The sequence below is a fragment of the Xanthobacter dioxanivorans genome (genome assembly GCF_016807805.1).
GTDB lineage: Bacteria > Pseudomonadota > Alphaproteobacteria > Rhizobiales > Xanthobacteraceae > Xanthobacter > Xanthobacter dioxanivorans.
Map to the genome: position 1 here is coordinate 2,755,277 of NZ_CP063362.1, position 14,194 is coordinate 2,769,470.

The 14,194-nt window shown below is 69.6% G+C and carries 11 protein-coding genes and 2 pseudogenes; 7 read left to right on the forward strand and 6 right to left on the reverse strand.

The genetic code is table 11. The features are described 5' to 3' along the window. Nucleotides 1–407: 407 nt before the first annotated feature. The gene (locus tag EZH22_RS13015; RefSeq protein WP_203196016.1) at nt 408–2,027 is read left to right on the forward strand and encodes a sensor domain-containing diguanylate cyclase; all 1,620 of its coding nucleotides are present in this window, start codon (nt 408–410) and stop codon (nt 2,025–2,027) included. A gap of 227 nt (nt 2,028–2,254) precedes the next feature. Here EZH22_RS13015 and EZH22_RS32880 read toward each other — a convergent pair. Then, nucleotides 2,255–2,386: pseudogene (locus tag EZH22_RS32880) on the reverse strand (IS3 family transposase); the annotation flags it as partial. Nucleotides 2,387–2,627: 241 nt separating this feature from the next. Here EZH22_RS32880 and ssuD (EZH22_RS13020) point away from each other — a divergent pair. The 4 genes from ssuD (EZH22_RS13020) to EZH22_RS13035 are packed head-to-tail and all read left to right on the forward strand — an operon-like array spanning nt 2,628 to nt 6,512. After that, nucleotides 2,628–3,800, forward strand: coding sequence for an FMNH2-dependent alkanesulfonate monooxygenase (gene ssuD / locus EZH22_RS13020; RefSeq protein ID WP_203196017.1), 1,173 nt, complete (start codon nt 2,628–2,630; stop codon nt 3,798–3,800). Between the two features lie 22 nt (nt 3,801–3,822). Next, nucleotides 3,823–4,833: an ABC transporter substrate-binding protein gene (locus EZH22_RS13025; RefSeq protein WP_203196018.1), complete on the forward strand. Its 1,011-nt coding sequence runs from the start codon at nt 3,823–3,825 to the stop codon at nt 4,831–4,833. A 10-nt stretch (nt 4,834–4,843) separates the two neighbouring features. Continuing rightward, entirely contained in the window at nt 4,844–5,656 is an 813-nt protein-coding gene (locus tag EZH22_RS13030) for an ABC transporter ATP-binding protein (protein WP_203196019.1), read from the forward strand. Next, on the forward strand, nt 5,649–6,512 hold the full coding sequence (locus tag EZH22_RS13035; RefSeq protein ID WP_203196020.1) for an ABC transporter permease: 864 nt from the start codon (nt 5,649–5,651) through the stop codon (nt 6,510–6,512). The genes EZH22_RS13030 and EZH22_RS13035 overlap by 8 nt, the downstream gene beginning before the upstream one ends. Before the next feature lie 139 nt (nt 6,513–6,651). Here the strand turns inward: EZH22_RS13035 and EZH22_RS13040 are convergent, their stop codons facing one another. The 4 genes from EZH22_RS13040 to EZH22_RS13055 form a co-directional block, all read right to left on the reverse strand. Continuing rightward, nucleotides 6,652–7,482 (reverse strand): ATP-binding cassette domain-containing protein, encoded by an 831-nt coding sequence (locus EZH22_RS13040; RefSeq protein ID WP_203196021.1) that lies wholly within the window; start codon nt 7,480–7,482, stop codon nt 6,652–6,654. Beyond that, nucleotides 7,482–8,321, reverse strand: coding sequence for an ABC transporter permease subunit (locus EZH22_RS13045; protein WP_408647731.1), 840 nt, complete (start codon nt 8,319–8,321; stop codon nt 7,482–7,484). Before EZH22_RS13045 ends, EZH22_RS13040 begins: the two co-directional genes overlap by 1 nt. A gap of 84 nt (nt 8,322–8,405) precedes the next feature. After that, on the reverse strand, nt 8,406–9,374 hold the full coding sequence (locus EZH22_RS13050) for a sulfonate ABC transporter substrate-binding protein (RefSeq protein WP_203196023.1): 969 nt from the start codon (nt 9,372–9,374) through the stop codon (nt 8,406–8,408). Nucleotides 9,375–9,409: 35 nt separating this feature from the next. Further along, entirely contained in the window at nt 9,410–9,943 is a 534-nt protein-coding gene (locus tag EZH22_RS13055) for a flavin reductase family protein (RefSeq protein WP_203196024.1), read from the reverse strand. Between the two features lie 209 nt (nt 9,944–10,152). Here EZH22_RS13055 and ssuD (EZH22_RS13060) point away from each other — a divergent pair. Next, nucleotides 10,153–11,351, forward strand: a pseudogene (gene ssuD, locus EZH22_RS13060) (FMNH2-dependent alkanesulfonate monooxygenase). A gap of 26 nt (nt 11,352–11,377) precedes the next feature. Beyond that, complete coding sequence (locus tag EZH22_RS13065) at nt 11,378–12,826, forward strand: FAD/NAD(P)-binding protein (protein ID WP_203196025.1); 1,449 nt, start codon at nt 11,378–11,380, stop codon at nt 12,824–12,826. A gap of 34 nt (nt 12,827–12,860) precedes the next feature. Here the strand turns inward: EZH22_RS13065 and EZH22_RS13070 are convergent, their stop codons facing one another. After that, nucleotides 12,861–13,820 (reverse strand): homocysteine S-methyltransferase family protein, encoded by a 960-nt coding sequence (locus tag EZH22_RS13070; RefSeq protein ID WP_203196026.1) that lies wholly within the window; start codon nt 13,818–13,820, stop codon nt 12,861–12,863. Between the last annotated feature and the right edge of the window lie 374 nt (nt 13,821–14,194).

The window sequence follows — 14,194 nt, forward strand, 5'->3', positions numbered from 1 at the left end:
GGGCGGCCTTGCCGTCCGTATCGAGGTCGGTGCGGCCGAACAACGAAGATTAAAAGGGCAGAGAGATGCCGCGGCGGAGGCGGATGTGCTTTGCTACGGACCACTCATCGCCGTCGCTGTATTCCATCTGATAGGTCGCTGTGGTAATGCAAATCCCATAGCGGTTGCGGGCGTATGGGGCAAAAAGTTGAGCCAGTGGCGGCGCCGGGCTCCGCTCCGAAGACATGGGTGGGAGGGCTGGCTGCCGCAACAGGGAGGACTTTACGCAACAGTAATCCTTCGGCCAATGTATCTCTGAGCTTTGTTGTCTTAAATTCTTCTGCCGTAAGGACGGCAGAGCAGGTGCAAGACGGAAGCGGAGACTAAATGAAGGTGTTTTGGACTCTTGCCTTTCTGGCGGGAACGGCGTGAGCGACGCGCTGTCGCAGCAAGGCGCGGGCGGGCGGCGGAAGCTGCCCATCGTGCGGCGGATGACACTGTGCCTGGCCACGGCCTGGCTGGCGTTGGTGACCGGCCTGGGTTGGTGGATGTCGCAGCTGATCGTGACAGCGCATCTGGACAGCTTGGCGGCCAGCGCCGAATATGAGGTCGTCACCACCGCGCGCGTCATGGACCGCTTGTTCACCGAGATGGTCAGCGTGGCCAATATGGTGGCGGGCCAGACCCAGGTGATCCAGCTTGCCACCCGCTATCGCGCAGATCCGCCCGGCTTTGCCGAGTTGACGCGCCAGCAGCGCGCCGCGGAGTTGACGCGCGACCCCCTGGTGCGCAAGGTCGGCGACTTCATGAACGCGCTGGCGAGTGACCTGCGCTATGCCCGCATTTACATGAACAACACATCCGACGACACCGTGACGGCCAGCAACTGGGCCGAGTCTGACAGCATCGTGGGCATGATCTACTCAGGTCGGCCCTATCTCATCGACGCGTTGCGTAATGGTAAGGGTTCGTCGTTCGGCATCGCCCGCCTGCTCAAAACCCCGTCCTATTTCGTGGCCAGCCGCATTGATGACGCGAACGACGTGCCGCTCGGTTCTGTCACGGTGAAGTTCGACGCGCCCGATGTGGCAACTTACCTGACAGGGCGGCATATCGCGCTGATCGTGAACCGTCAGGGGCGCGTGATCACCACGTCGTCCGAACCCTTCATGCTCCGCAATGTGGCAGCACTTCTGCCGCCCGGCACGCTACTGCCGCCGGACGGCGAAGAAGAGCCGGGCGAGCCCTTGGACATCCGCGCGATGGCCGGCTCTGCTCATGCCGATCAATGGCTCATCGACGGCCAGCCCTACCTGCTGCGGCGTCAGCCGCTGGCCGGTACCCCGTACCAATTGTTCACCCTGGCCTCGCTGGAACAGTTGGCGCCCATGCGCTGGCAGCACTTTTGGGCCGCAGGACTCGTGGCGGTGTTCGGCCTCGTCCTTATCCTGCTCGCTGGCCAGGCGACCAGGCAGATGATGATGCGCCGCCAGGATGAACGATATGCGGCTAACTATGATGCGCTGACCGATCTGCCGAACCGGCGCGCGGTGTTGACGGAGCTGGATCGGTTGTTCGCGCTAGCGAAACGGACGCAGCAATGGGTTCTCGTGGCGTTTGTCGATCTGGATGAGTTCAAGACGATTAACGACACGTATGGACACGCGGTCGGCGACAAATTTCTGGTCGAGGTCGGACAGCGCCTGTCGGTCGGACTACGTGCGAGCGATATGTTAGGGCGGTTCGGCGGTGACGAATTCATCGTGATCGGATTGGTGGCGCCGCCCGGCCCTGATGATCCGGACGAGGCAGTCGACGCGATGCGCCGCCGGCTGGCGCCGCTGCTGATCGGCACCTATGCTATTTCCGGGTGCAGTTTCGACTATTCAGGCGCAAGCTTTGGCATTGTCAGCGTCGATCCGTCCGTGAGTTCGCTGCGCACCGCGCTCAAGCTAGCCGATAAGCTTATGTATGCCGACAAACGGGCACGAAGCGCGCAGTCACTTCGTCATCTGAGCGCAGAGCCGCTAGACTGCCACACCGAGTGACCGCTCGCGATCCGGCCACCGGCCTTAGATCGCTGCAGGGACGCCAGCCCCGGCTCCCCGATGGACCGGCGATCTTCGTGCCGGTGAACGCGCCCTCGGGCTGCGCCAGGATGACATCGCCTTCGTTCAGGCCGCCACGCACATCCACGCGGGCCTCGCCGATGGGGCCAAGCTCCACGGCTGCCACCAGGCCCGTGCATCGCGCATCACAAACCCCTCCCGGCGAACCGCTTCAGCTTGGTGTTCTCATCCTCCAGCTGGCGCAGCGGTAGAACGCAGCGGTAGAACGTCGCGTCCGAAATCGCGGTACTCCGGCACACCTCCGCTCCCGGTGTCCCATCTTCCGCCTGCTTCAGCATGAATGCGATCTGTGCCCTAGTTTAATAAAATCGATTAATAAACTTATAAGTTACATCGTCAACCCCATCCTATGGGGAATTCCGGCATCGCCTTGCGCCGCAAAGGCGACGGGGCAACGCTTATCTTATTGAAATCAAAAAATATTATGTGGGGGCTCCAAGGGCAGGCATTTATAATATTAAATCAATTGACATTATATAATTTATTCCGTCATTTTCATGGAGATGACGGAGGCTCCTGATGAATGCGCTTCACGCGGCGGCTGCCGGCCCAGACTTCCTCTGGTTCATTCCGACCCACGGGGACGGCGCCTATCTCGGCTCGGAGACGCGGCAGCGCCCGCCGGAGTTCGCTTATTTCCGTGAGGTCGCGCAGGCGGTGGACCGGCTCGGATTCAAGGGTGTCCTGCTGCCCACGGGCCAGAGCTGCGAGGACAGCTGGATCACCGCCGCCGGCCTTGCCACCGTCACCGAGCGGCTGCGCTTCCTCGTGGCCCTGCGCCCCGGCGTCACCTCCCCCGCCTTCGCCGCGCGTCAGGCGGCGGCGCTCGACCGCCTCAGCGACGGGCGGCTGCTGCTCAACGTGGTGGTGGGCGGCCATCCGGCCGAGCTCGCCGCCGACGGCATCTTCCTCGACCATGACGCACGCTACCGGCAGGCCGATGAGTTCCTGACCATCTGGCGCGATCTCGTCGCCGGCAAGACGGTGGACTTCACCGGCAAGTATTACCGGGTGGAGCACGGCCGGCTCGACTTCCCGGTGGTGCAGCAGCCCCATCCGCCGCTGTGGTTCGGCGGCTCCTCGGACGCCGGCCACGAGGTGGCCGCCGAGCACGCCAGCGTCTATCTCTCCTGGGGCGAACCGCCCCATATCCTGAAGGACAAGCTGGCGGACGTGCAGGCCCGGGCGGCAAAGCGCGGGCGCAAGCTGAAGTTCGGCCTGCGCATCCACTTCATCGTCCGCGAGACCGAGGCGGAGGCCTGGGCGGCGGCCGACAGGCTCATCTCCCGTGTTTCCGACGAGCAGATCGAGAATGCGCAGAAGCGCTTCAAGGTCGAGATGGATTCCGTCGGCCAGGCCCGCATGGCAGCGCTCCAGCCGGGCGACCGCAACAAGCTCGAGATCGCGCCCAATCTGTGGGCCGGCATCGGCATGGTGCGGCGCGGCGCCGGCACGGCGCTGGTGGGCGACCCGAAGAGCGTGGCCGCGCGCATCCGCGAATACCAGGAGATCGGTATCGAGACCTTCATCGGCTCCGGCTATCCGCACCTGGAGGAAGCCTACAGGGTGGCCGAGCTGTTGTTCCCCGAGCTCGGCATCGACGGCCGCCGCCGCAAGGTTTCCGAAAATATCGTCAATGAGTTCGCCGTGGGCTCCCACAGCGCGGAACGGCGCCTTGCCGCCATCTCCTGACCGCGATCGAGAGGACAGATTCATGACCAGTCGCCGCAGGTTCCTTCGCCTCGCAGCCCTCGCCCTCGCGCCGGCCTTCGCCGCGCTCCCCGCCCGGGCCGAGGGCACGCTGCGCATCGCCCAGCAGTTCGGCACCCTCTACACGCCCTTCCATGTGATGAAGGAAAAGGGGCTGATCGAGAAGCACGGCAAGGCGCTCGGCATCGACATCACCGTGGACTGGACGCGCCTGTCCGGCGGCTCGGCGGTGAACGATGCGCTGCTCGCCGACACCATCGACATCGCCTCCGCCGGCATCGGGCCGTTCCTCACCTTGTGGGACAAGACGCGCGGCACGGCCAACGAGGTGAAGATCGTGGGCGCGTTCGGTGCGCAGCCGAACTTCCTGCTCACCAACAATCCCAACGTGAAGACCATCAAGGACTTCACCGACAAGGACCGCATCGCCATGCCGGTCGCGGGGGTGTCGGTGCAGGCCCGCATCCTGCAGCTCGCGGCCGAGCAGACCTTCGGCCCCGGCCATGCGAAGACGCTGGATCAGCTGATGGTGACGCTGCCGCATCCGGACGCCACCGCCGCCCTCCTCTCCGGCTCCACCGAGATCACCGGCTATCTCTCCAACGCACCCTTCCAGAACCATGCGCTGAAGGACCCGAAGATCCGCAAGGTCTTCTCCTCCTACGAGATCTTCGGTGGCCCGGTGACGCCCACCGTGGCCTATGCGAAGGCGACATTCCGCAAGGACAATCCCAAGACCTACAAGGCCTTCCTCGATGCCTTCGAGGAGGCGACGAGATGGGTGGACCAGAACCGCAGGGAGGCAGCGGAGATCTATGTGAAGGTGGAGCAGTCCAGGCTCGACCCGGCCTTCATCACCGAAGTGCTTTCCGATCCCGATACTCAATATACCCTGGTGCCCCTCGGCACCTTGAAGTTCGCGGACTTCATGAACCGCATCGGCGCCATCAAGGCGAAGCCGGCGAGCTTCAGGGACTTCACCTTCGAAGACCTGCATTCGGCATCCGGCAGCTGAGGAGGGGCGCATGACGGCCCTGCCCGTGATCCCGCCCGCCGAAATCCGCAGCGCCGTGCCGGTGCTGGAGGCGCGCGGCCTCACCCTCGACTATGCGGGCGCCGCCGGGCGGCACCGCGCGGTGGAGGACGTGAGCTTCGATGTCGCGGCCGGGGAGCGGCTGGTGCTGCTTGGGCCTTCGGGCTGCGGCAAGTCCTCCATCCTCAAGGCGCTGGCGGGCTTCCTGAAGCCCGCCGCAGGGACCGTGCACATCCGCGGCCGGGCCATCAGGGGACCCGGGCCGGAGCGCATCGTCGTGTTTCAGGAGTTCGACCAGTTGCTGCCGTGGAAGAGCGTGCGCGACAACGTCGCCTTCCCGCTGCGCGTCGCCCGCAAGGTGCCGCTCAGGGAGGCGCGCGAGCGGGCGGACGCGGCGCTGGTGAAGGTCGGGCTCGCCCGTGCCCTCGATGCCTATCCGCACACCCTCTCCGGCGGCATGAAGCAGCGGGCGGCCATCGCCCGTGCGCTCGCGGCCGAGCCCGACGTGCTGCTGATGGACGAGCCCTTCGCCGCGCTCGACGCTCTAACCCGCCGGACGCTGCAGGAGGACCTGCTCAAGCTCGCCGAGGAGCAGGGCTTCACCCTGGTGTTCGTTACCCACGCCATCGACGAGGCAGTGCTGGTGGGCACCCGGCTTCACCTGCTCGCAGCCCATCCGGGCCGGACCATCGCCACCTTCGAGACCGCGGGCCTCGGCCTTGCCGAGCGCGGCTCCCCGCCCTTCGAGCAGGTGGTGCGGGACGTTCACGACCTGCTGTTCGCCGATGGAGGCCACCATGTCTGATGCTGACCTCGCCCGCGCCGACCGGCTCGTTGCCGGCGCGCCGGGCGTATCGGGGCGTCGCTTCCAGCCTTCGGCGGCGCTCGCGGCCCTGTGGCAGGTCACGCTGGTGCGGCGTGCGGTGGTGCTGGCAAGCCTCGCCGCCCTCTGGCAGGTGGCCGCGCTCTGGCAGAACAATCCGCTGCTTTTCCCCACCTTCACCGATACCATCTCGGCGCTGGCCGAGGGGCTGCGCCACGAGGACCTTTTCCCGGCATCCGTCGCCTCGATCACCGTGCTGCTGAAGGGCTATGTTCTGGCGATCGCGCTGGCGCTGGTGTTCGTTTCGGTGGCCATCGCGGTGCCGTTCGTGAAGGAGGTGCTGCTCACGCTCACCGCCATGTTCAACCCGCTGCCGGCCATTGCCCTCCTGCCGCTGGCCATGCTGTGGCTCGGCCTCGGTGAGGCGAGCCTGCTGCTGGTGATGGTGCATGCGGTGTTGTGGCCGTTCGCCCTCGCCGCGCTCACCGGCTTCGAGCAGGTGCCGGAAACCCAGCGCCTCGTGGGGCGAAACTACGGGCTGCGGGGCATCTCCTACATCGCCCTCATCCTGATTCCGGCGGCGCTTCCGTCCCTGCTGTCGGGCCTCAAGATCGCCTGGGCCTTCGCCTGGCGCACGCTGATCGCGGCGGAGCTGGTGTTCGGCGTCTCCTCCCGCTCCGGCGGCCTCGGCTGGTACATCTATCGCAACCGCAACGAACTGCTCACCGACAAGGTCTTCGCCGGCCTGGTGACGGTCATCCTCATCGGCCTGATGGTGGAGGGGCTGTTCCGCGTGGTGGAGCAGCGCACGGTCCGCCGCTGGGGCCTGCAGCGCTGATCGCATGCGGGTTCCGGCCGTGGTGGGCGGAGCGAAAGGCGAAATGCCCGGCCGCCATCGCGGCGGGCCGGGTGTCAATCGAATGGCGCGAATGCCGCCGGCACAGACAGGCACCGACAGGCGGTGAGGCCTGCGCGGCTCAGACGGCGGCGAGGATGCGCTCGTGGAGCGCAGCCGCCGCGGCGCCGGAACGCCGGCCGCGCGGCAGTTCCCCCGCCGGGTCCACCTGCACGTCGAGGGCGATCTCGCCCTGGCGCAGCACCACCACCCGGTCGGCGAGGGAGACCGCCTCGGCCACGTCGTGGGTGATGAGGACGACGGTGAAGCCGTGCTCGGTCCAGATGCGCTCGGTGAGGCGGTGCATCTCCACCCGGGTCAGGGCGTCGAGGGCGCCGAACGGCTCGTCCAGCAGCAGCACGCCGGGGCGGGAGACGAGGGCGCGGGCGAGGGCCACGCGCTGCCGCTGCCCGCCGGAGAGGACGAAAGGCCACTCCCGGCCCCGGTCTGCGAGGCCCACGTCCCGCAAGGCCGCGTGGGCCTTTTCCCGCCAGCCGGGCCCGCGGGCGATGCCCACGTTGCCGAGCACCCGCTGCCACGGCGCGAGACGGGCGTCCTGGAACAGCAGCCGCGCCTGGGGCATGAGGCCGGTGACCGGGGTCTCGCCGATGCGCACCTCCCCGGAGGTGGCGGCATCGAGGCCGCAGATGAGGCGCATGAGGGTGGTCTTGCCACCCCCCGATCGGCCGACCACGGCGAGGAACTGGCCAGCGGGCACGTCGAGGTCGAGGCGGCGGAGCACCGGGCGGGCCCCGAAGCTCTTCACCACGCCGCGCAGGCTGATGCGCTCGCCCTGCGGCCTCGGCCTCGGGTCCGCCGCCTCCGGCGGCTGCGGGGCGCCGAAGGTGGCGCGGATGTCGGTGGCGCGCACGGCGGCGGCCACATCGGCGTCGGTGGCGGCGAAGATCTCCATCAGGCTACGCCTTGCGCGCCGGGCTGGTAGGCCGGGTGCCAGGCGAGCGCGCGCTGCTCGATGGCCCGCGTCAGGCTGTCGGCGAGCTTGCCGAGCAGGGCGTAGGCGAGCACGCCCAGCACCACCACGTCGGTCTGCAGGAACTCGCGGGCGTTCATGGTCATGTAGCCGATGCCTTCGGTGGAGGAGATGGTCTCGGCCACGATCAGGGTGAGCCACATGATGCCGAGGGCGTAGCGCAGGCCCACCAGCACCGAGGGCAGGGCGCCGGGGAGCACGATGCGAGCGAACCGTGCGGCCGGGGACAGCCCGTACACCCGCGCCATCTCGATGAGCCCGCGGTCCACCGTGCGGATGCCGTGGAAAGTGTTGAGGTAGATGGGAAAGGCCACCCCCACCGCGACCAGGAAGATCTTCGCCTCCTCGCCGATGCCGAACCACAGGATGACGAGGGGGATGATGGCGAGATGCGGCACGTTGCGCAGCATCTGCAGGGTGGAATCGAAGGCGGTCTCGGCCGGCCGCCACACGGCGTTGAGCACGCCGAGGGCGAAGCCGATGCCGCCGCCGATGGCGAGCCCGGTGAGGGCGCGCCCGGTGGAGACCGAGATGTTGGCGATCAGCGAGCCGTCCCCCAGCGTCCGCCAGAAGGCGAGCGCCACGTCGCTCGGCGCCGGCAGCACCCGCGAGGACAGGAAGCCGAGGCTTGCCGCGGCCTGCCACAGTGCGAGCACGCCGAGCGGCAGCGCCCAGGGGATGAGCGCCTTCAGGAGCCCGCGCCCCACTGCCTTCAGGCGCTCCGGCGCCGGGACGGCGGGTGGGGCATCCTGAAGCGCCAGCTGCGGCACGGCGTGGGGCGGAATGGCGCCCTGCGTCAGGGCGATGGCGTCAGTGGGGGCGGACGGGCTCATGGCGGACCGCGCTCAGGACTTCGGCGCGCGCAGGGCGTCGGCGATGCGCACCGGCTTCGGGATCAGGCCGAGGGCGGCGAAGGCGTCCGCCACCTGCTGCTGCTGGGCCGCCACGTCGGGGGTCAGCGGCTTCACGTCATACTGCTGGCGGGCGAGGGCGACCTCCAGGATCGGCGCGGGAATGCCGATGAGGGGGGAGAACTCGGCGGCGGCGGCCTTCGGATTGGCCTTCACCCAGGCCCCGACCTCGGCGACGCCGGCGAGCACCGCGTCCACCACCTGCGGCGCCTGGTCCACGAATGCCTTGGTGGAGAAATAGAACTGGTAGTTGGAGACGATGCCGGTGCCGTCCGCCAGCTGGCGTGCCTCGATGGTCTTCTCCGCCGCCGCCTGGAAGGGATCCCAGATGGCCCAGGCGTCCACCGCGCCGCGCTCGAAGGCGGCGCGGGCATCGGCCGGGGTGAGGAAGGCGGGCTTGATGTCGGCGTAGGCGACGCCCGCCTTCTCCAGGGCCTTCACCAGCAGATAGTGGACGTTGGAGCCCTTGTTCAGCGCCACCGTCTTGCCCTTCAGGTCGGCGACCGTCTTCAGCGGGCTGTCCTTGGGCACGAGGATGGCCTCGCCCTGCGGCGCGGCGGGTTCAAAGCCCACATAGACGAGCGGCGCGCCGGCCGCTTGGGCGAAGATGGGCGGCGCCTCGCCGGTGTTGCCGAAGTCGATGGCGCCGGCATTGAGCGCCTCCAGAAGCTGCGGGCCGGCGGGGAACTCGGCCCACTTCACCGTGTAGCCCAGCGGCTTCAGCCTCGCCTCCAGCAAGCCCTTGTTCTTGAGCAGGATGAGGGTGCCGTACTTCTGGTAGCCGATGCGCACCACCTTCTCCTGGGCCAGCGCCGGAGCGGCGGCGAGGGCCGTGGCGAGGCCGGCGGCGAGGAGGGCGAAGCTGCGGCGGGCGAGGCTGCGGCGGGAAAGTCCGGAAGACATGGGAAGCGGGTCCTTCGCTGGGAGTGCGGGCGGGATCAGAGGGCGAGGCCGCGATAGTCGCCGGCCCAGTAGAGAAGCGGCTCGGCGCTCTCGGTGATGCGGGAGGCGACCACCCGGCCGATGACGATCAGGTGGGAGTGCCGCTCGATGGCGTCCTCCAGCTCGCAGTCGAAGGCGGCGAGGGCGTCGGCCAGCACCGGCGCGCCGGTCTCCAGCCGGGTCCAGTCCGCGCCCTGGTAGCGCTCCGGCCCCTTCAGCCCGCCCTTGCCGGCGAAGCGGTCGGCGACATCCTGGTGGTGCGGCCGCAGCACGTTGATGGCGAAGGCCCGCTCCTTCAGCAGCGGCGCCGCCGAGGAGGCCGCGCGGTTCACGCAGATGAGGAGCGTCGGCGGCTCCACCGAGAGCGAGGTGACCGAGGTGGCGGTCAGCCCTGTGCGCGCCTCGCCCTGGCCGACGGTCAGCACGCTCACCGCCCCGGCGAGCTTGCGCATGGCGGCGCGGAAGGCGAGCGCGCCGTCCGGCAGCTCGGATGCGCGGACGGCGGCGGTGAGGGAAGCGTGTGCGTTCATCGGGGAGCCTTCGCGGGGCGGAACGCTGGTGCCGGCAGGAGGCATCGCGCGGGCCTGGGGAGACCTCCGGGACACTCCGGAGGCGGCGGATCGGAGAAAAGGATAGACAGGCCGGCGGAAAATAATCAATAACTTCTATCAAAATTATTGACTAACTACGGTGCCGCCTTCTCCCGCCACGCCGACATCCCCAGAGCCGGAGCCTCTCCATGTCCGTGATCGCCGCCAATCCGCCCCTGCCCGCCGCCAGCGAAGCCAACGTGCTGTGGTTCCTGCCCACCCATGGCGATGGGCATTATCTCGGCTCGTCGCACGGCGCGCGCGAGGTGAGCCTGCCGTATCTGAAGCAGGTCGCCCAGGCGGCGGACCAGCTCGGCTATTACGGCGTGCTCATCCCCACCGGGCGCTCCTGCGAGGACAGCTGGATCGTCGCTTCCGCCCTCGCCGGTCTCACCGAGCGCCTGCGCCTGCTGGTGGCGGTGCGGCCGGGCCTGCTCTCCCCGGCAGTGGCCGCGCGCATGACGGCGACGCTGGACCGGATCTCGGGCGGGCGCGCCCTCATCAACGTGGTGACCGGCGGCGACCCGGTGGAGAACAAGGGCGACGGCTTCTTCGCCGACCATGCCGAGCGCTATGAGATCACCCGCGAGTTCCTCGACATCTATACCCGCCTGCTCAAGGGCGAGGAGGTTACCTCCACCGGCAAGCACCTGCAGGTGGAGGGCGGCAGGCTGCTCTATCCGCCGGTGCAGCAGCCCCACCCGCCGCTGTTCTTCGGCGGCTCCTCGGCCCCGGCGCACGAGGTGGCGGCCCGGCAGGTACAGAAGTATCTCACCTGGGGCGAGCCCCCGCGCAGGTGGCGGAGAAGATCAGGGACATCCGCGCCCGTGCCGCCGCGGTGGGCCGCGAGGTGACGTTCGGCATCCGCCTGCACGTGATCGTCCGCGACACGGCGCGCGAAGCCTGGGCGGCGGCGGACGACCTCATCCGCTACATCGACGACGCCACCATCGCCGAGGCGCAGACGGTATTCGCGCGCATGGATTCGGAAGGCCAGCGCCGCATGAGCGCCCTGCACGGCGGGCGCCGCGACAAGCTGGAGGTGGCACCGAACCTGTGGGCCGGCGTCGGCCTGGTGCGCGGCGGCGCCGGCACCGCCCTCGTCGGCGACCCGCAGACGGTGGCGGAGCGCATGAAGGAATACATGGCCCTCGGCATCGACACGTTCGTGCTGTCCGGCTATCCGCATCTGGAGGAGGCCTACCGCTTCGCCGAGAGCGTGCTGCCCCTGCTGCCGCTGGCGCCGGGCACCCGCAGCCCGAAGGCGGTGACCAACCATCGCGGGCCGTTCGGCGAAATCATCGGCAACACCATTGTTCCGCAGGAACGCCGGGCCTCGGCGTCCTGAGGCCCGGCCGGCGAGGAGGACCCGACATGCTGAACGTGTGGGACGGGCGCAAGTCCATCATCGTGGTGGGCGGCGGTTTCTCGGGAACCCTGTTCGCCCTCGCCGCGTCCGCCGCGCCGGGGTTCGACGTGGTGCTGGTGGAGCGCGAGCGGGTGGCGGGGCCGGGCCTCGCCTACGGCGCGTGCGATCCCTGCCACCTGCTCAACGTGCCCGTGGCGCGCATGGAAGTGGGCCTGAAGCCCACCTTCGCCCAGTGGCTCGCCGGCAGCGGCGCCGATCTGTCCGAGGCGCTCGCCGAGGCCGGCGGCGATCTCGCCCAGGCCTTCGTGCCCCGGGCCCTGTTCGGCGCCTACCTCGCGGCGCGGCTCGACGATGCCCTGGCCACCAGCGGCGGTCGGCTGCGCCGGGTGCGCGGCGAGGTGATGACGGTGCTCGACCGCCCGGTGCCCTCGGTGGTGCTGGCGGACGGGCGCCGGATCGAGGGCAGCCACGTGGTTCTCGCCACCGGCAACCTTCCGCCGAAGCCACCCCGCTGCCGCGACGGCGGCATCTACGACAGCCCGCTGTTCGTGCCCGACCCATGGCGCTGGGAGGATCTCCCCGCGCTCCCCGCGGACGCGCCCATCCTGCTCATCGGCTCCGGCCTCACCATGGTGGACGTGGCGCTGAGGCTCGCCGGGCACGGGCACAAGGGACCGCTGTACGCGGTCTCCCGCCATGGCCTCCTGCCCCACGCCCACGTCAAGGGCGGCACCTTCGAGCCGTTCCTCGATCCGGCGGAGGCCTCCGATCCCGTCGCCGCCCTGCGCCTCATCCGGGCGGCGGTGGCGCGGGCGGCGGAGCAAGGGGTGCCGTGGCAGCGGGTGATGGATGCGGTGCGCCCCTCCATCGCCCTGGTGTGGAGTGCCTGGCCGCAGCGCGCGCGGGAGCGGTTCCTGCGCCACGGACGCACCTATTGGGACATCCACCGCCACCGCATGGCGCCGCGGCTCGCCGACCGTCTCGGCGCGCTCGCCGCGTCGGGCCAGCTCAGCGTGGTCGCCGGGCGCATCGCCGGGCTGGAACGGGTGCCGGGCGGGGTGGCGGTGAGCGTGCGCCGGCGCGGCAGCGCCCGCGCCCTCGGCCTGGAGGTGGCGCGGGTGGTCAACTGCACCGGGCCCCGCTCGGACCTCGCCGGCCTTGCCGTGGCGCCGCTTGCCGGGCTCAGGGAGGCCGGCCGGGTGGTCCCCGACGCCCTGGGCCTCGGCCTCGAGACGCGCGGCGCGGCGGTGCTCGACCGCTACGGCCAGGCGTCCGACTGGCTGTACGCCCTCGGCCCGCTCACCCGGCCGGCCTTCTGGGAGGTGACCGCGGTGCCGGAGATTTCCGCGCAGGTGCACCGCCTGGTGGAGCACCTGTCGCGCGCCTCGCTCGCGCCCCATCGGCCGGATGCGCGGCTGATCGCCGATTTCGTCAATCTCGGCGAGGGGATCTGAGACCGATCCCGGCGCCGTCGGGATTTCGCCAGGGTCAGGCCGGAGCTTCGCCCGTGGCCCAGCCCTCGGCCTTCATGCCGTGGGCGAGGGCGCGGATATGGGCGTCGGTGGTGCCGCAGCAGCCCCCGAAGATCGTGAGCCCGTGCCGCCGCAGGCCCAGCATGGCGCGGGCGAACGCCTCCGGCGGGTCGCCCGCCAGCCGGTCGAGCCGGTTCAGCTCCTCCGCCGGCAGGTCGGCGGCATTGGCCTTCACCCCGGCGACGCGGTGATGGCCGGGCAGGGCCCCGGCGCCGGCCACCTGGTCCACCCGCGCGGGATGGACGCAGCCGAGCAGGAAATGCCGCGGCGGCGGGGTCACCCCTTCATCCACCCGCGCCACGGCGTCGGCGAGGGCGGTCCCGTCGGGCATCCGGCCGGCCTCGTCCACCACCGGGGCGAGGGCGTAGGGCAGGGCGGTGGCGGCGCAGGCGCGGGCGACGCCCTCCAGCTCCGGCGCGCTGGCGAAGGTCGGCGCATAGAGCAGGTCCACCCCGAGGGCGGCGAGGGTGCGCGCCTGCGCCCCGTGATAGGCCTCCGCCTCCGCCGTATCCGGCGCGCCGGCCGGGTCGTAGCCGTCGCGGCGCGGGCCGATGACGCCGGCGATGAGCACGCGCCCTTCGAGGCCCAGTTCGGCCCGCAGCCCTGCAAGCAGCTCGAAGGCGGCGGCGTTGACGCAGGCGAGGTCGCCCGGCGCGCAAAAGCCCTGCCGCGCCAGGCCATCGGGATGCGCCCGCCAGGTCGGCGTGCCCACCTGCATGGGCAGGCCGCTCTCCGCGGCGATCTCCAGGTAGCCCCGATAGATCGAGGCGAGCGTGGCCCGGCCGGTGTCGGAGAAGAGATGGACGAAGGCGGCGAAATCCGGCGTCGGCAGGCCGAACTCGTAGATCAGGCGGGTCTCGATGGCACCGTCGGCAAGGAGCGGGCCGGACAGAAGCAACTCGGCGGATCCAGCCACGGCGATCTCCAGGTTCGGGCGCGGATGCAGGCAAGGCGGGCGCTCGCGCCGGCTCCGGCCGCGCCGCCGGCCGATGCCAGGTCCAGCCAGCGGCATATGACAATATGCCGCCCCATCCCGGCGCGGAAGCCGGGTCACCCCGCGAGTGCCGCAGGCAAGCGCATCGGCGGCGGACCGGGAGCGCTCCTTTCACATTTTCGCGATGTCGATCTGCGGAGCCGTGTGGCGCAAAGGCCACCCCCGCAGTGCAGCATCGGTGGTAGACGGCTCTTGCAGTCGCGCTGCCGGCCGAGGTTCCGATCGACACCGGCGGCGCGGCGTTAACCTTAACGCCACCTGATCACGATTGAATGCGCCAGACCGCGGGACGAAAC

Excerpts from the sequence above, each read along its gene's own strand:
- EZH22_RS13055 (WP_203196024.1), bottom strand. The coding sequence starts at position 9,943 with ATGAACGCACACGCTTCCCTCACCGCCGCCGTCCGCGCATCCGAGCTG.
- EZH22_RS13030 (WP_203196019.1), top strand. The coding sequence starts at position 4,844 with ATGACGGCCCTGCCCGTGATCCCGCCCGCCGAAATCCGCAGCGCCGTG.
- EZH22_RS13065 (WP_203196025.1), top strand. The coding sequence starts at position 11,378 with ATGCTGAACGTGTGGGACGGGCGCAAGTCCATCATCGTGGTGGGCGGC.
- ssuD (WP_203196017.1), top strand. The coding sequence starts at position 2,628 with ATGAATGCGCTTCACGCGGCGGCTGCCGGCCCAGACTTCCTCTGGTTC.
- EZH22_RS13035 (WP_203196020.1), top strand. The coding sequence starts at position 5,649 with ATGTCTGATGCTGACCTCGCCCGCGCCGACCGGCTCGTTGCCGGCGCG.
- EZH22_RS13025 (WP_203196018.1), top strand. The coding sequence starts at position 3,823 with ATGACCAGTCGCCGCAGGTTCCTTCGCCTCGCAGCCCTCGCCCTCGCG.
- EZH22_RS13050 (WP_203196023.1), bottom strand. The coding sequence starts at position 9,374 with ATGTCTTCCGGACTTTCCCGCCGCAGCCTCGCCCGCCGCAGCTTCGCC.
- EZH22_RS13040 (WP_203196021.1), bottom strand. The coding sequence starts at position 7,482 with ATGGAGATCTTCGCCGCCACCGACGCCGATGTGGCCGCCGCCGTGCGC.